The organism is Solirubrobacter ginsenosidimutans, from assembly GCF_027587205.1.
Genome location: NZ_JAPDOD010000004.1, coordinates 93265 through 112719, shown reverse-complemented (window position 1 = coordinate 112719; position 19455 = coordinate 93265). Strand labels below are relative to the sequence as shown.

The window sequence follows — 19455 nt, the reverse complement described above, 5'->3', positions numbered from 1 at the left end:
CTGCTTGCTCGAGCTCGGCAGCGACGTCCGTCCGCTGCTCGATCGCGTGCTCGAGCCGGTCGCCGAGCGTCTCAGCGGGCCGTGCGGAGGGCGTCTCCGTGTGCGGTGAGGGCGTAGATCACCACCCCGTCGAGCGCGAGGATGACCAGCGCCCATACGGGATACGCCCCGACGGACAGCAGTACGAGCACGGCGTTGAGCACGGCCAGCGTGATCCCGAGGAACGCGCCGATGATGTTGCCGCGGAAGACGAGCATCGCCGTCAGGAGTTGTACGGCACCGAGCACGAGGTAGAAGGTGCCCCACATCGACAGGTCGCCGAACAGCAGCTCGTCGGCGTGGAAGTAGTCGTCGTTGGCCAGCGCGGCGATGCCGTCGACGATGTTGAACATCCCGAGGACCAGGAAGACGATGCCGGCGAAGGCGGCCCAGTTCTCGCCCCGATCGCTCTGCGAGGGATAAGCGCTCATACCTGCACGGTCTCGCGCGACGGGGTGACGGTGGATCACTCCGGCCGGATGAGCACATGTCACCCGTGCGCACGCGAGGCTCGTATCCGATGGCCGACGAAGACCTGGTCGCCGAGGTCGAGCGCCTCCGCGCGGAGAACGACAAGTTGCAGCGCAAGACCGCGCGGCGCGAACGTAGACGGCGCGCGGCCGTGGTCGGGCTGCTGGTCCTCGGCTGCGGGCTCGCCGCCCTGTCCGTGGTCGCGATCTGGCTGCGGGTGACGCTGCTGGACACCGACCGCTACGTAAACACGGTCGCGCCGATCGCCGCGCAGCCCGCGGTCCAGCAGGCCGTGGCGGACAAGCTCGACACCGCGATCAACCAGAAGATCGACTTCTCGTCGCTGGCCCAACAGGTGCTGCCGGACCGGGCCGACGTGCTCGGGCCCGTGATCGAGACCGGCGTGCAGGGGTTCATCCGCACGCGGATCGACGAGTTCACGAAGTCGCCGCGCTTCCAGGAGTTGTGGATCGAGGCCAACCGGCGCGCGCACACGCGGCTCGTCGAGTTGCTGGTCGGCGGGCAATCGAAGCGGCTCGTGCTCGACAACGACACCGTCTACCTCGACCTCTCGCCGGTGATCGAGCGCATCAAGACCGGCCTGCAGGACCGTGGGCTGACGCGGATCGCGGACGCGATCCCGCCGACGGTCGACGGGCGCATCGAGCTGGTCCAGTCGCAGGCGCTGGTCAGCGCCCAGAAGGGCGTCAAGCTTCTGAAGGCGATCGCGATCCTGCTGCCCGTGCTGGCGGTGCTGTGCCTCGCCGGCTCGGTCTACCTCTCGCGTCCGCGGCTGCGCGGGCTCTTGCGGGCGGGGATCGGCGTCGCGCTGGCGATGCTGCTCCTGGTCGCTGCGCTCGGGATCGCGCGTTCGGCCTACCTCGACGCGCTCGGGAACGGCGCGCTGCCGCGCGACGCGGCGTCGGGCATCTTCGACGCGGTCGTGGCGTTCCTGCGCCACGGGCTGCGGATCGTGACCGCTGTCGCCGTCGCGCTGGCGCTGGTGGCGTTCATCTTCGGGCTCCCGCTCGGGAAGGTGTGGAACGCGCTGGTGACCGACTCTCGGCGCACCTGGATCGCCGAGCACCGCAACCCGCTGCTGATCGCGGACGCCGTCATCGCCGGACTGTGGCTGCTGCTGCGCAACCCGCTCACGGGCGGCGCCGCGCTGGTGATCCTGCTCGTGGCGGCGATCGCGGCGGGCGCGATCGCCCTGCTCGGCCTACAGGCCGGCGATTCCGTCGCCGACGAGTTTGACGCCGATCACCAGGGTGATCACGGCCATGATCACGGTGTTGTTGGCGGCCATCCATGACTTGACGCCGTCGAGGAGCTTGCGCGAGCGCTCCCCGAGGACGAGGTACATGACGACCGGGGCCCCGACGCCGAGTGTCCCGATCAGGATGAAGATGGCCAGCGCGATCGTCTCCTGAGCGGGGTCGATCCCGGTCCCGGCGATCGCGGCCGAGGCCGCGACGGTCAGCATCAGGTTCTTCGGGTTCACGCTCGAGAGCAGCACCCCGAACCCGAGCGCCTTCGCCGGCTTGAAGCTGTCGATGGTCGTCATCCACTTCGGCAGCGGCGCCTCCTCGTCGCCGCGCGGGCGGCCGCGCCATTGCTTGAACGCGAGCCCGACCAGCGCCAGGCCGAGCACGAGGACGAGGATGCTGACCCAGGTCGCGGGCCCGCCGTCGTCGGACGGGTCGATGGCGCCCGAGATGAGCAGCACGATCACGCCCACGATCGTGAGGCCGGCGAGCCACCCGACCAGGAAGGCCACGCCGTTGGCGCGCGCCCGCGGCGTGGCGAGCATCAGGACGATGGCGATGATCGGCACGGGGCTCAGCGCCACGACCAGCGCGAGCGGGAGGATCTGGCCGATGGCTTCGTTCATGACCGGCGATGCTGCGGCGCGCGGGGGTGGAGCCGCATCACCCGCGACGCATGAGGTGCCATCACCCCTCGCCTTCGCAGACTGCCGTCGATGTTCGCCTCGCTGCGCGGCTATCAGAAGGCGTGGCTGCGCGGCGACCTGATCGCGGGGCTGACGGTCTGGGCGGTGCTGGTTCCCGAGTCGCTGGCCTACGCGTCGATCGCGGGCGTCTCGCCCGTCGTCGGCCTCTATGCGGCTCCGGGCGCGCTGCTTCTCTACGCCGCGCTGGGCAGCTCGCGGCACCTGATCGCGGGGCCGATGTCGGCCACCGCGGCGCTGAGCGCCGCGACGGTCGCGTCGATCGTGCCCCTCGGCGACTCGAAGTTCGTGGCGATGACCGCCGGGCTGGCGATCGCGACGGGGCTCGCCGCGCTGATCGCCGGGCTGCTGCGGCTCGGCTTCCTCGCGTCGTTCATCTCCGAGCCCGTGATCAAGGGCTTCATCGTCGGGCTCGCGCTGACGATCATCATCGGCCAGGTCCCGAAGCTCTTCGGCGTCCCCAAGGGCGAGGGCGACTTCTTCGAGCAGGCGTGGGACTTCCTGTCTCACCTGGGGGACACCGATCTTTTGACGCTCGTCGTCGGGCTAGGGTCGCTGGCGGTGGTGCTCGGGCTGCGGCGGGTCGCCCCCGTGGTGCCCGGCTCGCTCGCGGCCGTGCTGCTGGGGATCGCCGCCGTCGCGGCGCTGGACCTGAACGTTGACATCGTGGGTCACATCGACGGCGGCCTGCCCTCGCTCGGCCTGCCCGACCTGAGCCTGCACCAGTTCGGCCAGCTCGCTTCGGGCGGGGTCGCCGTGATGCTCGTCGGGTTCGCCGAGGGACTGGGCGCGGCGAAGACCTACGCCGCGCGCGAGCACTACGAGATCGACACCAACCGCGAGCTGCTCGGCCTCGGCGGCGCCAACCTGGCGGCGGGGCTCTCGAGCGGCATGGTCGTCAACGGCAGCCTGTCCAAGACCGCGGTCAACGGCGGCGCGGGCGCGCACTCGCAGCTCTCCGGGCTGATCGTCGCCGCGCTGACGATCGTCACGCTGCTCGTGCTGACCGGGCTCTTCGAGCAGCTGCCCGAGGCGACGCTGGCGGCGGTCGTGATCGCCGCCGTGATCGAGCTGGTCGACGTGGGGGCGCTCATCAAGCTCTACCACGACGCCACCCGCGGGCTCAACCGGGTCGCCGCCCGGCCGGACTTCATCGCCGCCGTCGCCGCGATGCTCGGCGTGCTCGTCTTCGACACGCTCCCGGGCCTGTTCATCGGGATCTCGATGTCGCTGGGGCTGTTGCTCTATCGCGCGTCGCGGCCGTACGTCGCGACGTTGGGGCGGGTGCCCGGGAGCGAGCAGTACGGCGACATCTTCCGGCACCCGGAGAACCGCGCGCCCGAGGGCGTCCCGGTGCTGCGGGTGGAGGGCGGGGTCTACTTCGCCAACGCCGACGCGATCCGCGGCCACATCATGCGCGCCGCCTCGGCCGACGGCGTGCGGGCGGTGGTGCTCGACGCCGGGACGATCCCGTTCGTCGACGTCACCGCGGCCCGGATGCTCGGCGAGCTGGCGGGTGACCTGCGCCGGCGCGGCATCGAGGTCCTGATCGTGCGCGACGTCGGCCAAGTCCGGGACCTGCTCGGTCGCGAAGCGCCGGACCCGGCGCTGCAGCACGTGTACCCGAGCGTCCAGGCGGCGGTCGATGCCGCCGCCGGACGCCCGAGGGTCAGCGCCTAGTCACGCGCCATCGCGGCGGCGAGGTGGCTCTCGACGTCGACGTACGCGTCGTCGGCGACGTCGAAGACGACCTTCTCGATCGTGCCGCCGGTGAACTCGAAGCGATGCGGATACGACGTCGTGACCTGGTCGCCGCTGTCGTAGCCGATGCACAGGCCTTCGCCGCAGAGTGAGAAGTGCCCGAGCACCGTCCGGATCTCCTCTTCGGCGACCTTCTCGTCGTCGACATAGAGCCGGAGCGGGCCGATCGCCTCGCGATGGTCGCCCACGCGCTCCTTGGCGAAATCGATGCCGACGATGTGCTTCCCGGAGCTCGGCAACGGCGCGGAGATCCGGTTCTCCGGCGGGATGCCCAGGAAGTTGTACGTGTAGTGCAGCTGGTGGTCCTGCACGTACAGCGCGTGGCCGCCGAAGCGCGACCCGTGGGCGAAGATGACGCCCTCGGTGTCGGGGGTCAGCTCGACCTCGGCCAGCGCCTTGTACGACACCCCGTGGACGTTGGCGGCGGAGCGCTCCGGGATCTCGCTCGTACCCGGGTAGTACGTGTACTGGCCGCTCGGCGGGACGGGCAGATGGAACTCCATCTTGATGAAGGTCTCGAAGTCCTTCGGGTTGCCGAGGATCTGCAGGTCGTTGAGCGGCAGGACGTTGTTGGCCTTGGCCTCCTGCATCCACAGCGCCTTGAGCTGCTCGACCTTCTCCGGGTGCTGCTCGGCGAGGTCGTGCGCCTCGGAGCGGTCCTCGTCGGTGTGGAAGAGCTGCCAGACGTCGTCCTCGAAGTGGCTGCGGCCGTTGCCGGGCCCGTGCACGGTCACGGCCTTCCAGCCTTCGTGCCAGAGCCCGCGAGAGCCGAACATCTCGTAGTACTGGGTCTGCTTGCGCGTCGGAGCGGCCGCGTCGTCGAACGAGTAGCGCATCGACACGCCGGCGAGCGGGTTCTGCTTGGCGCCGTTGTATACGTCCGGCATCGTGACGCCGCAGACGTCGTAGATCGTCGGGACGATGTCGGTCGAGTGGTGGTACTGCTCGCGGACCTCGCCGCGCGCCGCGATTCCGGCCGGCCAGTGAATCACCAGCGGGTCGCAGATCCCGCCCTGGTACGTGTAGCGCTTGAACATCCGGTAGGGCGTCGAGAACGCCATCGCCCAGCCCGTCGGATAGTGGTTGTAGGCGTCCGGGGTGCCCAGCTTGTCGACCATCGTCAGGTTCTGCTCGAGGTCGTCCGGATAGCCGCCGAAGATCTTGCCTTCGTTGACCGAGCCGTTGGGGCTGCCCTCGCCCGAGGCGCCGTTGTCGGCGCAGTAGAACACGATCGTGTTCTCGAGCTGCCCCGAGACCTCGAGGTAGTCGACGATCCGCCCGACCTGCGCGTCGGTGTACTCCGAGAAGCCGGCGTAGACCTCGGCCATGCGGCAGAACATCGCCCGCTCCTCGGCGGAGAGCTCCGCCCACGGGCGGACGGCGTCCATCGGCGTGAACGTCCCGTCGGGCATCGGGTTCATCGGCGTCAGCTCGGTACCGGGCGGGAGGATGCCCTTCTCGATCATCCGCGGCAGGACCCACTCGCGGTAGGCCTCGTAGCCGTCGTCGAAGGCGCCCTTGTACTTGTCGATGTATTCCTGGGGCGCGTGATGCGGCGCGTGATTGGCGCCCGGGCAGAACCACAGGTACCAGGGCTTGTCCGGCTCGGTCTGCTTGGAGTCGCGGATGAACTCGAGCGCCTTGTCGGCCAGGTCCTTGGAGAGGTGGTAGCCGTCCTCCGGCAGGTAGGGCTGCTCGATGTAGTGGTTGTCCTCGGCGAGGCTCGGATACCAGTTGTTGGTCTCGCCGCCGATGAAGCCGTAGAAGCGGTCATAGCCCTGGGCGAGCGGCCACTCCTTCTTCGACGAGCCCATGGTCCACGCGTCGATCGGGACGTTGTGGTTCTTACCGACCCAGAACGTCGACCAGCCCGCGTCGCGCAGGATGTGCGCCATCGTGGCGTTCTCCGGCGGGATATGGGAGCTGTAGCCCGGAAAACCGGTCGAGGACTCCGAGATCGAGGCGAAGCCGTTGGAGTGGTGGTTGCGGCCGGTGAGGAACGTCGAGCGCGTGGGTGAGCACAGCGCCGTCGTGTGCCACTGGCTGTACGTCAGGCCGCTCGCCGCCAGGCGATCCATGGTCGGCATCTGGATGCGTCCGCCATACGGCGACCAGGCGGCGCACCCGGTGTCGTCGTACAGCACGACGAGCACGTTCGGCGCTCCCTCTGGCGCGCGATCGGCGAGAAACGCGTCCCAGTCCGGCGTCGAGTCCCGGACGTCGAGGTTGATCACGCCCTTGAATGGTTTGGCCATGCGTCGATGGTTCCGGCGCGCCGGGCGGGCTCGCCTCGCCCGTTGCGGGTGATGCCGGACCACCCTCGCGGCTCCCAGGATGGCTGCACCCGATCGGAAGGAGTTCCCTCCCATGAGCAATCTTGTCGCCGTCGCGTTTCCCGACCGTGCCACCGCCGAAGAGGTCATGGCCACCCTCGGCCGCCTCCAGACGGAGCACGCGATCGAGCTCGAGGACGCGGTCATCGTCACCCGCGACGACAAGGGCAAGGTCAAGCTGCACCAGTCCAACAAGCTGGCCGCCGGAGGCGCCCTCGGCGGCGCGCTCTGGGGCGGGCTGATCGGCCTGATCTTCTTCGTGCCGCTGTTCGGCATGGCGATCGGCGCGGCCACGGGCGCCGCGACCGGCGCGCTGACCGACGTCGGCGTGGACGACAACTTCATGAAGGACCTCGGCGCCAAGCTGCAGCCCGGCGGCGCCGCGGTGATCGTGCTGATCCACAAGTCGACGCCGGACAAGGTCCTGCCGGAGATCGCCGGCTTCGGCGGCGAGGTCATCCAGACGTCGCTCGACGACGACGCCGAGCAGCGGCTGCGCCACGTGCTCGAGACGCGCAGCGCGACGGCCGTGTAACGCCTTGTGGGGGAGGGCGTGATGCGTCGCGTCCTCCCCGCGTGGCTCGCCGGCTACCAGCGCGCGTGGCTGCGGCCCGACGTGGTCGCCGGCCTGGTGGTCTGGAGCGTGGTCGTCCCGCAGTGCGTCGCGTACGCGCAGATCGCGGGGCTGCCGCCGCAGGCGGGCCTGATGGCGGCGCCGGGAGCGCTGATCGCGTATGCGTTCCTCGGCACCTCGCGCTCGCTGGTGGTGAGCGCCACGACGGCGACCTCGGCGTTGTCGGCGGCGGTCGTCGGGCCGCTCGCCGGCGGGGACGTCGCGAAGTTCGCGGTCTTGTCGGCGGCGCTGGCGCTACTCACCGGGGTCGTCCTGCTGGTCGGCGGGTTCCTGCGCCTCGGCGTGATCTCGGACTTCGTGTCGGTGCCGGTGATGACCGGCTTCCTGTTCGGTCTCGGCCTGACGATCATCGTCGGGCAGTTCCCGAAGGCGATGGGGCTGAAGGACGGCACGGGCAACTTCTTCCCGCGCTTGTGGGACGTCGTGTCGTCGATCGGCGACGCGCACGCGTTGACCGTCCTGGTGGGCGCGTGCAGCGTGCTGGCGCTGGTCGCGCTGGCGCGGACGCCCGTGCCGGCGACGCTCGGCGTATTGGTGATCTCGATCGCTGTGTCGGCGGTGTTCGACCTCTCCGCCCACGGGGTCGACGTGATCGGGAAGATCCCCTCGGCCCTGCCCGACCCGGCCTGGCCGTCGATCACCGGCGACGAGTTCACCACGCTGCTCCCGGCGGCGTTCGGCGTGCTGATCCTCTCCACCGAGGCCGTCGGCGTCGCCCGCTCTTTGGCGACGATCCACGGCTACCGCGTGGACCCGAACCGCGACCTCTCCGCGATGGGCGCCTCCAACGTGCTCGCCGGCCTCTCGTCGGGGTTCGTGCAGTCCGGCGGCGCCAGCCAGACCGCGGCCGCGGACCGCGCCGGCGGCCAGTCACAGCTCGCGACGCTGATCACCGCGGCGCTCGTGCTGCTGACCGGCGCGTTCCTGGCGCCGGTGTTCAAGGACCTGCCGCAGGCGACGCTGGCGGCGATCGTGATCGTCGCCGTGACGAGCTTCCTGCGCGTGGGTGAGCTTCGCCGCTTCGCGCGGGTCCGGCGCAGCGCGATCGTCCTCGCGCTGCTGGCGCTGCTCGGCGTGCTCACGCTGGGCGTGCTGTCCGGGCTGATCGTCACCGCCGCGATCTCCCTCGTCGTGGTCATCCAGCACATCAGCCGGCCACCGGTCGTCGTGCTCGAGCAGGACCCGCTGGTCCTGCGCGTGGAGGGCGGCCTCTTCTACGCCAACGCCGTCTCGGTCAAGGACCACGTCCTCGCCCTGGCCCCACCGGGCACAACCATCACCCTCAACCTCAGCTCGAGCTACGACCTCGACGTCGAGTCCTTGGACATGCTCGGCGAGCTCGCGGCCGTCGTCGACCTGCGGCTCACGAGGGTCCGCCCCCGAGCCGCTGAGATGCTCGCCCGCGCCGGCCTCGCCGACCGCGTGGTTCACGAACGTCAACTGCTCCGGTGATCCGTTCGCGGGTTTCGATCAGGTTCGCACTGGTCGAGTTGGCGCGCGGGTGGGGGTGTCAGCACCACGCCCGTAACTGTCGGTATCCCGGCACGGCATTTCGAAGGCCAACAGAGCCGCGCACCGAGCGGTTCCACGACAGTCAGACCCGGAGGGCGCGCCACTCCCCCCTCCCCACCCGGCGCAGTTGACGTTCGTCCCTCGGCACGCGCAGGACCCCGCCCACCGGCCCGGAAGTACCCGCCTACCGTGGCGCTCGACGACTTCAACGATTTCCTGCTCGCCTCGGGCGGTGTGGCCGGCGCGCTGATCGGGCTGCTGTTCGTGGCGATCTCCGTCGCGCCGGAGAAGCTGCTCTCGGAGAAGGCGGCGCAGTCGCATCGTGTGCGCGCGGCGACCGCGCTGACGACGTTCACCAACGCGCTCTCGATCTCGCTGTTCACGCTGATCCCCGGGCTCGGGGCGGGGTGGACGGCGGCGATCGTCGCGATCGTCGGTGTGCTCTTCGTGGCCGGGTCGCTGATCTCGCTCGTGCGCGTCCGCAAGACGCAGCCCGGCGAGTTGCGCGACGCCGGGTTCCTCGTCGGCGTCGCCGTCGTGTTCGTCCTGCAGCTGTGGTTCGGCCTGCGGCTGGTCGCCGATCAGGACGACCACGGGGCGCTGCAGGGCGTCTGCATCCTCGTGGTCGTGTGCTTCCTGGTCGGTATCGCCCGGGCCTGGGAGCTGATCGGCGGCCCGTCGATCGGCTTGCGCAGTCAGGTGGTCGCGACGTTCCGCGACCACGGCGACGGCGAGTAGCTCAGGCGTCGCGGGGACGGAGCAGCAGCGCGGAACGCGTCCAGCGGGGCATCCACCAGTTCGCCTCGCCGAAGAGGCGCATGAGCGCGGGGACGAGGAGGGCGCGGATGATGGTCGCGTCGATGATGATCCCGGCGGCGAGGCCGATCGCGAGCTCCTTGGTCTCGACGCCCGGGGTGGTGGAGAGGACGAGGAACGCGAACATCAGGATCAGGGCGGCACTGGTGACGAGCTTGCCGGTGCGGGCGAGGCCGAGCTCGATCGCGCGCTCGGTGGAGCCGGTGGCGTCGTAGGCCTCGCGCATGCGGGTGAGCATGAAGACCTCGTAGTCCATCGAGAGGCCGAACAGGAACGCGAAGATCAGCAGTGGGATCCAGGCGTTGATCGAGTGGGTGGCGTCGAGGTCCCAGAGCGAGGCGCCGAAGCCGAACTGGAAGACGAGCACGATCACGCCGAAGGCCGCAGCGAGCGAGAGCAGGTTCAGCAGCGCCGCCTTGACCGCCAGCACGATCGAGCGGAAGGCGCGGGCGAGCAGGACGAGCGTGAGCAGCACGACGAAGGCGAGGACGGCGGGGAAGCTGCCGTAGAGCGCGTGGACGAAGTCGCGGTCCGCCGCGGCGGGGCCGCCGAGGGTCGCGCGCTCGCCTTCGAGCGAGCTCCGGATGCCGTCGATCGTGGCATCGACGCCGTCAGCTGCGCCGTCGACGGCCGGGAAGGCCTCGACGATCGCGAGCTCGCCGCTGCGCCAGGCGGCGGGTGCCGCCGCGCCGTCGACGCCCTCGACGCCGCGCAGCTTCGCCGCGACGGCGTTTGCGTCGCCGCCACGCTCCACCAGGACGTCGAACGGCTTCATCACGCCGGCGCTGATGCCGGCGGCGGCGAGGGCGTCACGGCCCGCGACCGCGTCGCCGCTGCCGGGCACGGTCTTCAGCTGCGCCTCGTTCGGGTTCAGCTGGGTCCCGGCCACGGCGAGCGCGACGACGATCGCGAGGCCGGCGATCGCGGCCGGCCAAGGACGGCGGTTGACGAGGCGGGCCCAGCGACCCCACGCGCCGCTCTCCGCGTCCCCGCGGTCCATCAGGCGCCGAGGCAGCACGCGCACGCTGTTGATGCGCGTGCCGAGCACGGCCAGCAGCGCCGGGAGCAGCGTGATCGCCGCCAGGACCGAGACGGCCGGGATCAGCATCCCCGCGATGCCGATCGACCGGATGAAGGGCAGCGGCAGCAGGACGAGCGAGAGCAGTGCGATCGCCACCGTGGAGCCGGAGAGGATCACCGAGCGGCCGGCGTGGGTCATCGTCTCGACCAGCGCGGTGTCGACGTCCTTGCCCTCGCGGAGCTCGGCGCGGAAGCGGAAGATCATCAGCAGCGCGTAGTCGATCGCGACGCCGAGGCCGACGAGCGCGATCAGGAACTGCACGATGATCGAGACGTCGGTGACCGTCGTCAGTGCCCACACGAGGGAGAACGTGTTCAGGATCGCCGCCAGCGCGACGGCGAGCGGCACCATCACGGCAGGCACCGTGCCGAAGACGAAGAGCAGGATCACGAGCGCGCCGAGGGCGCCGATGAGCGCCTCGACCAGCACGCCGGTGCCGCCCCGCTCGCCGTGCTTGCTCTCCTCCGACAGCGGGTCGCGACCGGTGACGTGCACGCTGATGTCCGCCGGCAGCCCGGCCATGGCCGCCCGCCGCGTCTGCGCCGCGTGGCTCGGCAGGTCGAAGATCGCCTCGCCGCGCGGGTAGATCTGCAGGAACGTCGTGTGCCGGTCGCGCGAGACGTAGGCGAGGCTGCCGGTCGAGAAGAACGAGCTCGTGCGGGCGCCGGGGTTCGCCTGCTCCGCCCGGGTCATCGCCGCGCGGATCTCGGCGCTCCGGGTCGCATCGCCGGCGGTGTGGAAGACGACGACCTTGGGCGGGCGCTGACCAGTGCCGAACTGCTCGAGCGTGCGCTGGTTGGCGTTGTAGGCCGACGAGCCGGGGACCGAGAACGACTGGGTCCAGCGGTCGGCGACCTGCCCCGCGGCGTAGGCGCCGAAGACGGTGAGGACGATCCAGCCGGCGATCACCGCCCAGCGGTGGCGGGAGATGACGGTGGCGAGGCGGGCGAGCGGGGAGGGCATGGCCACAGCATCTGCCTCGGAGCGCGGTTCCACCATTGGTCGCTGGGCGACCATCGGCCGCCGAAGGTCGATGGTGCGATCGACTTCGGTCGGGTGTTCAAGGAGCCCCGTGGGGCATAACCTGGACGCGTGCTCGAAGAGGAGACGCCCACGCGCCGGACGCGGCGCGACTGGATCGTCGACAGCGCGCTTTTCCTGGCGACGGCTGTGGCCAGCGCCGCGGCACTCGCGGAGCAGATCGACCGCGGGCTGGACGGGCCGCTGCTGATCCTCGACGTGATCGCCGGCGCGGGACTCCTCCTCGCCCTGTGGGGCCGGCGGCGCTGGCCGCTGGGAGTCGCGCTCGCGGGGGTCCCGATCGCCGCCTTCTCGTCCTTCGGGTTCTTCCCGGCGATGGTCGCGCTCTACACCGTCGCTGCGCGCCGCCGCTGGCAGCTCGTGGGCCTCGTCTTCGCGCTGCAGCTCGCGGTGCTGCCGATCTACCGCACCGTCCAGATCGGCGACACGGTCCCGAACGCGCTGCACTACGCCGTCTGCTTCTTCGCGTACACGGCGATCGTCGCGTCGGGCATGTTCATGCGGGCGCGCCGGCAGACGCTGCGCGAGCGCGCCCGCCGCGCCGCGGCCGAGCAGCAACTGCTGCTCGAACAGGCCCGCTACGCCGAGCGCACGCGCATCGCGCGCGAGATGCACGACGTGCTCGCCCACCGGATCTCGCTGCTGAGCCTGCACGCGGGCGCGCTCGAGTTCCGCCCCGGCGCTCCCGCCGAGGAGATTGCGCGCGCCGCCGCGGTGATCCGGGCCAGCGCGCACCAGGCACTCGAGGACCTGCGGGCCGTCATCGGCGTGCTGCGCGACCAGCACGACGGCGAGTCCCCGCAGCCGCCGCAGCCGACGCTCGCATCGCTCCCGGCGCTGCTGGAAGAGTCCCGCGCGGCCGGCATGCGCCTGCACGCCGAAGTGCTCCTCGACGATCCGTCAAGCGTCCCGGACGCCGTCGGGCGTCACGCGCTGCGGATCGTGCAGGAAGCGCTGACCAACGCGCGCAAGCACGCGACGGCGGCGCCGGTCGAGCTGCGGGTCGAGGGCGCGCAGGGGGAGGGCCTGACGATCGAGGTCCGCAACCCCGCGCCGGTCCTGGCGGGCGGTGGAAGCGTGATCCCCGGCGCTGGGGCCGGTCTCGTCGGCCTCGCCGAACGCGCGACGCTCTCCGGCGGCAGCCTGGAGCACGGGCTCGACGAGGACGGCGAGTTCCGCGTCCACGCCTGGCTTCCATGGCCGGCGTGATCCGCGTGCTCGTCGTCGACGACGACGCGCTCGTGCGAGCCGGGCTGGCGATGCTGCTCGCGGGAGTGGAGGAGATCACGATCGTCGGCGAGGCGGGCGACGGCACCGAGGTTCCTCACGCCGTGGCCGAGCACCGGCCCGACGTCGTGCTGATGGACATCCGGATGCCCGGGATGGACGGCCTCGCCGCGACCGAGCTCCTGCGGGCAAGGCCCGACCCGCCCGAGGTGATCGTCCTCACCACGTTCGAGGCCGGCGACGACGTCGTCCGCGCCCTGCGCGCCGGCGCGAGCGGGTTCCTGCTCAAGGACACGCCGCCCGCGGACCTCGTCCGCGCCGTGCTCGCGGTCGCGGCCGGGGATCCGATGCTCTCGCCCGCGGTCACCCGCCGGCTCATCGGTCAGGTGACCGCGGACGGCTTCAGCGACCGGCAGCGGCGCGCCCGCGAACTGCTCGCCCAGCTCACCGACCGCGAACGCGAGGTCGCCGTCGCGGTCGGTCTCGGCAAGTCCAACGCCGAGATCAGCCGCGAGCTCTACATGAGCGTCGCGACCGTCAAGGCGCACGTCTCACGGCTGCTCTCGAAGCTCGAGTTCAACAACCGCGTCCAGATCGCGCTGCTCGCCCACGACGCCGGCGAGGCGTAGCTACGCCGCGAGCCCGGCCTTCTCGGCCCCCTTCGCGCTCATCGCCGCCGGGCCGGAGATGATGCACTCCGTCGTCAGGATCGTCTTGGCGATCGAGGCGGCGTTCAGCAGCGCGCAGCGAGTGACCATCACCGGGTCGAACACGCCCGCGTCGAACAGGTCGCCGTAGACGCCGGTCGACGCGTCGAGCCCTTCGCGCAGCCCGAGCGCACCGACCGCGGTCACGGCCGTCGACGGCTCCAGGCCGGAGTTGCGCGCGATCTGGCGCAGCGGCTCCTCGAGCGCGCGGCGCACGATCTCGGCGCCGGTCACGACGTCCTCGTCCTGCCCGGAGGCGTCGATCGCGGCGCGGGCGTGGATCAGCGCGGCGCCGCCGCCGGCGACGATGCCCTCGGTCCGCGCCGCGCGGGCGGCCTGCACGGCGTCCTCGACGCGGTGCCGGCGCTCGTGCATCTCGGTCTCGGTCGCGGCGCCGACCTTGATGATCGCGACGCCGCCGACGAGCCGTGCCATGCGCTCGCCGAGCTTGCCCTTGTCGAAGTGCGTCGTTCCGCGCTCCTCCATCTCGCGCCGGATCTGCTCGATCCGCATCTCGATGCCGACCGGGTTGCCCTGGCCTTCGATGATCGTCGTCGTGAGCTTGTTCACGACGACCCTGCGCGCCCGCCCGAGGTGGGCGAGCTGGATGGTCTGGAGGCTGAGCCCGAGGTCGGCGGCGATCGGCATGCCGCCGGTCAGCAGGGCGAGATCCTCGAGCACGCGCGAGCGCCGCTCGCCGTACTCGGGCGCGACCACGGCGACCGACTTGATCGACCCGCGCAGGTTGTTGCGGACCAGCGTCCGCACCGCCTCGCCCTCGATCATGTCGGCGATGATCAGCAGCGGATTGCCGGTCGGGGCGACGAGGTCGAGGACCGGCATGAGGTCCATCGCGAGGTCGATCTTGCTGTCGGCGATCAGGATGTACGGGTAGTCGAGCACCGCCTCGGACCCGTTCCCGTCGGTCGCCATGTCGCCGGAGATCAGCCCGCAGTCCATCCGGGCTCCTTCGCTCACCTCCAGCTCGAGGTGCAGGGTCTGACCGTCCTGGATCGAGAGCCGGCCGTCGTTGCCGACCGCGTCGATCGCGTCGGCGATCATCGCGCCGATCGCCGGGTCGCCGGAGGAGATCGCGGCCACGCGCGCGGTCTGGTCACGATCGGTGAGCTGCACCGCCTGGACGTCGCGCAGGTGGGCGACGACCTGGCCGACGGCGAGCTCGATGCCGCGCCGCAGGGCGAGCGGGTGCGCGCCGGCGGCGACGTTGCGCAGCCCGTGACGCACCAGCGCCTGGGCGAGCACGGTCGCCGTCGTCGTGCCGTCGCCGGCGACCTCGTTGGTGGCCGCGGCGACCTGCCGGACGAGCCGCGCCCCTGAGCGCTCGAAGACGGCCCCGAGGTCGATCCCGGCGGCGATCGTCGCGCCGTCGTTGGTGATCGTCAGCCGCCCTTCCTCGTCGACCACGAGCACGTTGCGGCCATGTGGGCCCAGCGTGACCTTGATCGCGTCGGCGATCCGGTCGACCCCGGCCTGCAGCGTCGCGCGCGCCTCGGCGCCGTAGCGCAGCTCGCGCGGCGGGCGGTGCACGACGGTGTTCGAGTGGTCGTTGACCGCGCGCGCGAGCGTCGTCAGGTCGCCGAAGCCGGGCTCCGTGACGACGCATTCGGTCGTGAGCACGTTCTTGGCGATCGAGGCGGCGTTCGCGAGCGCGACGCGCGTGACCATCACCGGGTCGATCACGCCCGCCTCGAACAGGTCGCCGTAGTCCCCGGTCGCCGCGTCCAGGCCTTCGCGGACGCCGAGCATCGAGACCGCGGCAACCGCTGACGACGGCTCCAGCCCGGCGTTGATCGCGATCTGGCGCAGCGGCTCCTCCAGCGCGCGGCGCACGATCTCGGCGCCGGTCGCCACGTCCGCCTCGCGGTCGCCGGCGTCGATCGCCGCACGCGCGTGCAGCAGGGCGGCGCCGCCGCCCGCGACGACGCCCTCGGTGAGCGCGGCGCGGGTCGCCCGCACGGCGTCCTCGGTGCGATGGCGGCGCTCGATCAGCTCGGGCTCGGTGTCGGCACCGACCCGGATCGCGGCGACGCGGCCGCCGAGCCGCGCCATCCGCTCGCGCAGCTTGTCGACCTCGAACTCGTTGAGCGCTTCGCCGTTGGCAAGCTCGGAGCGGATGCGCTCGACCCGCGCCGCGACCGCCTCGTCGCTGCCTCGGCCGCCGACGATCGTCGTCGACTGCCCGTCGACGATCACCCGCTCCGCCTGGCCCAGCTGGCTCAGCCGGATCGCGTGCAGCGACACGCCCAGCTGCGTCGTCACCGGCAGCCCGCCGGTGAGGACCGCGATGTCCTCGTGCAGGCGCGCGCGCTGTTCCTGCACGAACTCCGGCGTCGGCACGGCGACCACGCTCAGCGCGCCCTGGTTCTTGTTGAGCACCAGCGTGCCGAGCGCCTCGCCCTCGATGTGCTCGGCGAGGATCAGCAGCGGCCGGCCGGTCGGGATGACCTGCTCCAACAGCGGCAGGACGTCCTGCGCGGTCAGCAGCCGGTCCCCCGAGATCAGGATGTACGGCTCCTCGAGCACCGCCGTCGACGAGCCCTCGTCGAAGAGGTACGGCGAGACCGCCCCGCCGGGAAGTGTCATGCCTTCGACGAACTCGAGCTCGACGCCCGGCAGGTCGCGGAACTCGACCCGCACCACCGCGTCATTGCCCGCCTCGGCGAACGCGTCGCCGATCAGCTCGCCGACCTCCGTCTCCCCGGCCGAGATGCCCGCGACGCGGGCGATCAGCTCACGCGACGTCACCGGCACGGCCTGCACGTCGCGCAGGTGCGCGGTGACCTGCTCGACGGCGAGCTCGATCCCACGGCGCAACGAGAGGGGATCCGCCCCGGCGGCGACGTTGCGCAGCCCGTGCCGGACGATCGCCTGCGCGAGCAGCGTCGCGGTCGTCGTCCCGTCGCCCGCGACGTTGTTGGTCTCGCTCGCGACCTCCTTGACCAGGCGCGCGCCTTGACGCTCGAACAGCGGCCCGAGCTCGATCTCTCCTGCGATCGTGACGCCGTCGTTGGTGACGACGACGTCGCCGGTGCCGAGCGCCAGCATCACGTTGCGACCCTTGGGGCCGAGCGTGACCTTGACGGCGTCGGCGACGGCGTCGATCCCGGCCAGCAGCGAGGCGCGCGCCTCGGCGTTGTAGCGCAGGTCCTTGGCGCTCATCCGATCGGCACCTTGATCGTGGCGCTGTTCTCGTCGAACTCCGACGTGCGGACGGTGACCTCGATGCTCCAGGTCCCGGCCAGGCGAAGCGGCGCGCCGGAGACCACGAAATGGCCCCCGCCGAGCGACTCGACCGTGGGCTTCAGTGGCGCGATGCCCAACGACGGGAGGCTCATGGCGACCCGCACCTCCTTGGCGCGCGTCGATGCGCCGCCGTCCGGATTGCGTACGAATAGGTTGATGTGATTCGGGCCGACCCGTCCGGGGTCGACGGTGTAACGGACGAGCACCGGGCCGATCGTCACGCGGCCGGCCGACGGGGCTCCGGTGGAGCGGACCACGGTCGCCGCCGCGGCCTGGCTGTTGCGCTCGTTCGCGGGCGCGTAGGCGACCAGCGCCGCGGTCACGGCGAGCACGAGGCAGATGACGGCGACCTCGACACGGACGTTGCGCCGCAGCCAGTCCGCGACGCGGCTCGGCTCCACGCCGGCGGCCACCGCGCGCTCCAGTGCGGGGAGCAGGCGCTGGCGATTCGCGGCGCCGAGCCCGATCAGCGCGAGCAGGAGCACCACCTTGATCACGACGGCCCGGCCGTAGCCGGTGTCCACCAGCGCCGGGAAGCCGCCGACCTCGACGATCGCCTGCACCGTGCCGGTGATCGCGAGCGCGATCACGGAGGCGAGCGCGAGCGGCGAGAAGCGGCCCAGCGCACCGAGCGCGACCCGTGCCCGCGCGCTCGGCTCCAGCGGCGCGAGCGCCGCCGGGAGCGCGATGGCGAGCGCCGCCAGGCCCCCGAGCCAGACGCACATCGCGCTGACGTGGATGACGTCCGACGGCAGCAGCAGCCAGGCGCTGCTCTGCGTGCGGGCGTGGCCGGAGAGCGCGGGGGAGACGAGCAGCGAGCCCGCAGGGAGCAGCAGCAGCGCCGCCAGCTCCGGGCTGACCGGCCGCCGCGGCGCGAGGCCGGTGGCGCCGAGCGACGCCGGCCGCATGACGGCGGTCCGCCCGCGGGCGGTGATCGCCGCCAGCAGCACGCCGAGCAACAGCCACGCGGCGAGCCGCAGGGTCATCAGCGAGCCGAAGCGGGTGTTGAGGACCTCGTCCAGCGTGTCCGAGTTCAGCGCCGCCCAGAAGGTCGTCCCGCCGGCGCTCGCCGCCTCCAGCGGCAACGCGACGGCCGTCGCGAGCGTGCCCGCGACCACCGCGCCGGCGGTCAGCAGGCGTGCCCGCCGGTCGAACCCGGCGGAGGCCTGCAACCACTCCTCGCCGCCGCCCGCCTCGGCGGCCAGCGTGCGCCACCAGCTCCAGACGACGAAGAACGGGACGCCGAGCGCAAGGCCGAGCGCGAGGAAGCCGATCCAGCGATCAGCCCAGAACGCGGTCGAGGTCACCTTCCCGGACGTGATCTGCGGCGGCGGCAGGACCCGCTTGCCCGCGACCGCCCCCGCCGCCGGATTGCCGACCGAGAACGTCGTGGAACCGGCGACCGGGTGCGAGTCGGCGGAGATGATCCGGTAGGTCGCGGTGTACGTGCCCTCGGGCAGGTTCGGCTTGAGCGCGATCGCCAGGGCTTCGTCGTTGCCTTCGGGGCGGAAGACCGACCCGGTCTCGACCTCGTTGCCGCCGGCGTCGAACACGCGCAGGGCCCCGAAGTTCGCCTCGATGACCTCGTTGAAGTAGAACGCGATGCTGCCCGGCCCCTTCCGGAGGTGGGCCCCGTCGGCGGGGACCGCGCGGTCGAGCTTGGCGTGTGCCTGCGCCTGCGGAGCCCAGATGAGCAGGACGGCGAGGACGATGACCGGAAGCCGCTTCACTTGCGCCCCTTGATCTGGCCGATGACCCGCTGCTCGTCCTCGGCCACGAAGGCCACGCCGTCCGCGTTGCGGCTCTTGCCGAGATAGAGCGCGAACACGGCGGTCGCCGCTTCGCCCTCGTAGTTGGCGGGGTAGGAGACGTAGCGCCAGCAGCCGTCGCGCCACTGCTCGCTCGGCGCGTCCGCGGCGAGGTAGGGGCGGGCGTCGCTGAACAGGTTGCTCTGGCGCAGCCGCTCGAGCGTGCGCCTGGGCGGGGCCGGCCGGTGGGCGCAGACGAGGTCGTGGGCGCGCGCCCGGGCGTGGCGGGGACGAAGCTCCGGCGTGGTCGCGGCGAGCGCGGCCCCGGCGCCGAGCACGACCGCCGCGGCGGCGGCACGCGGCAACGAAGCGGCTCCGCCTCGCCGGCCGGCGGCAGGGCGCCGGAACGCGTTCGTCCACGCGCCGCCGCCGGTCGCGGCGGCGAGCGCCAGCGCCGACAGCACACCCGCGCGCACCGCGGTCCGCGGGCTGACGGGCTCAGAGCGCGCGCCGAAGCAGCCACAGCCGGCATCGGGCGCGTTGCGGACGCCCCACGCGGCGAGCGCGCCCGCCGCGGCCAGTCCCGTACCGCCGGCGAGCTGCGGGTAGGGCCGTGCGACCCCCGCGAGCACGAGGCCGCCGACCACGAGTTCCGCGCCCGCGACGGCCGCCCACGCCGGGCGCGGCGGCACCGAACGCCCGACCGCACGGAACAGCAACGTCCCACCGTCGACCGCGTCGTCGCGCACTTCGCGCGCCTTCGCCACGCCCCCGGCCAGCAGGAACACGCCCGGCCAGACGGCCAGGCCGGATGCGGACGCGGACAAGGATTCAGACCACTGCGACATC

14 protein-coding genes and 1 pseudogene are annotated in these 19455 nt (G+C 71.8%); 7 read left to right on the top strand and 8 right to left on the bottom strand.

The annotated features are described in order from the left end of the window. Nucleotides 1-71: 71 nt before the first annotated feature. Nucleotides 72-470: a DUF7144 family membrane protein gene (locus OM076_RS07095; protein WP_270038797.1), complete on the bottom strand. Its 399-nt coding sequence runs from the start codon at nucleotides 468-470 to the stop codon at nucleotides 72-74. Nucleotides 471-559: 89 nt separating this feature from the next. Here OM076_RS07095 and OM076_RS07090 point away from each other — a divergent pair, with 89 nt between their 5' ends. Next, nucleotides 560-1825 carry a hypothetical protein gene (locus OM076_RS07090; RefSeq protein ID WP_270038796.1) on the top strand — a complete coding sequence of 422 codons (1266 nt, stop codon included), beginning with the start codon at nucleotides 560-562 and terminating at the stop codon, nucleotides 1823-1825. Here OM076_RS07090 and OM076_RS07085 read toward each other — a convergent pair. Continuing rightward, nucleotides 1733-2404: a GAP family protein gene (locus OM076_RS07085; RefSeq protein WP_270038795.1), complete on the bottom strand. Its 672-nt coding sequence runs from the start codon at nucleotides 2402-2404 to the stop codon at nucleotides 1733-1735. The genes OM076_RS07090 and OM076_RS07085 overlap by 93 nt on opposite strands. A 90-nt stretch (nucleotides 2405-2494) precedes the next feature. On the opposite strand from OM076_RS07085, the gene OM076_RS07080 reads away from it, so the two are divergent. Beyond that, nucleotides 2495-4162: a SulP family inorganic anion transporter gene (locus OM076_RS07080; RefSeq protein WP_270038794.1), complete on the top strand. Its 1668-nt coding sequence runs from the start codon at nucleotides 2495-2497 to the stop codon at nucleotides 4160-4162. Here OM076_RS07080 and OM076_RS07075 read toward each other — a convergent pair. After that, on the bottom strand, nucleotides 4159-6498 hold the full coding sequence (locus tag OM076_RS07075; protein ID WP_270038793.1) for an arylsulfatase: 2340 nt from the start codon (nucleotides 6496-6498) through the stop codon (nucleotides 4159-4161). The genes OM076_RS07080 and OM076_RS07075 overlap by 4 nt on opposite strands. Before the next feature lie 112 nt (nucleotides 6499-6610). On the opposite strand from OM076_RS07075, the gene OM076_RS07070 reads away from it, so the two are divergent. The 3 genes from OM076_RS07070 (at nucleotide 6611) to OM076_RS07060 (ending at nucleotide 9460) form a co-directional block, all read left to right on the top strand. Continuing rightward, complete coding sequence (locus OM076_RS07070) at nucleotides 6611-7111, top strand: DUF1269 domain-containing protein (protein ID WP_270038792.1); 501 nt, start codon at nucleotides 6611-6613, stop codon at nucleotides 7109-7111. A 21-nt stretch (nucleotides 7112-7132) separates the two neighbouring features. Continuing rightward, nucleotides 7133-8662, top strand: a complete 1530-nt coding sequence (locus OM076_RS07065; protein ID WP_270038791.1) for a SulP family inorganic anion transporter — start codon at nucleotides 7133-7135, stop codon at nucleotides 8660-8662. 249 nt (nucleotides 8663-8911) lie between these two features. Beyond that, on the top strand, nucleotides 8912-9460 hold the full coding sequence (locus OM076_RS07060) for a hypothetical protein (protein WP_270038790.1): 549 nt from the start codon (nucleotides 8912-8914) through the stop codon (nucleotides 9458-9460). Nucleotide 9461: 1 nt separating this feature from the next. Here the strand turns inward: OM076_RS07060 and OM076_RS07055 are convergent, their stop codons facing one another. Further along, nucleotides 9462-11582 carry an MMPL family transporter gene (locus OM076_RS07055; protein WP_270038789.1) on the bottom strand — a complete coding sequence of 707 codons (2121 nt, stop codon included), beginning with the start codon at nucleotides 11580-11582 and terminating at the stop codon, nucleotides 9462-9464. A 129-nt stretch (nucleotides 11583-11711) separates the two neighbouring features. Between OM076_RS07055 and OM076_RS45915 the strand changes: the two genes are divergently transcribed. Together OM076_RS45915 and OM076_RS07045 are read left to right on the top strand one after the other, a co-directional pair. After that, nucleotides 11712-12869, top strand: a complete 1158-nt coding sequence (locus OM076_RS45915) for a sensor histidine kinase (protein ID WP_270038788.1) — start codon at nucleotides 11712-11714, stop codon at nucleotides 12867-12869. Continuing rightward, nucleotides 12857-13516 (top strand): response regulator, encoded by a 660-nt coding sequence (locus OM076_RS07045; RefSeq protein WP_270038787.1) that lies wholly within the window; start codon nucleotides 12857-12859, stop codon nucleotides 13514-13516. Before OM076_RS45915 ends, OM076_RS07045 begins: the two co-directional genes overlap by 13 nt. Here OM076_RS07045 and groL read toward each other — a convergent pair whose 3' ends face one another. The 4 genes and pseudogenes from groL to OM076_RS07030 form a co-directional block, all read right to left on the bottom strand. Further along, complete coding sequence (groL, locus tag OM076_RS46775) at nucleotides 13517-15142, bottom strand: chaperonin GroEL (protein ID WP_372518008.1); 1626 nt, start codon at nucleotides 15140-15142, stop codon at nucleotides 13517-13519. A 72-nt stretch (nucleotides 15143-15214) separates the two neighbouring features. Further along, nucleotides 15215-16774 (bottom strand): annotated as a pseudogene (gene groEL, locus OM076_RS46770) (chaperonin GroEL); the annotation flags it as partial. Continuing rightward, on the bottom strand, nucleotides 16771-18588 hold the full coding sequence (locus tag OM076_RS07035; protein WP_270038785.1) for a copper resistance CopC/CopD family protein: 1818 nt from the start codon (nucleotides 18586-18588) through the stop codon (nucleotides 16771-16773). The gene OM076_RS07035 and the pseudogene groEL, both read right to left, overlap by 4 nt. Continuing rightward, complete coding sequence (locus tag OM076_RS07030) at nucleotides 18585-19433, bottom strand: MauE/DoxX family redox-associated membrane protein (RefSeq protein ID WP_270038784.1); 849 nt, start codon at nucleotides 19431-19433, stop codon at nucleotides 18585-18587. Before OM076_RS07030 ends, OM076_RS07035 begins: the two co-directional genes overlap by 4 nt. Between the last annotated feature and the right edge of the window lie 22 nt (nucleotides 19434-19455).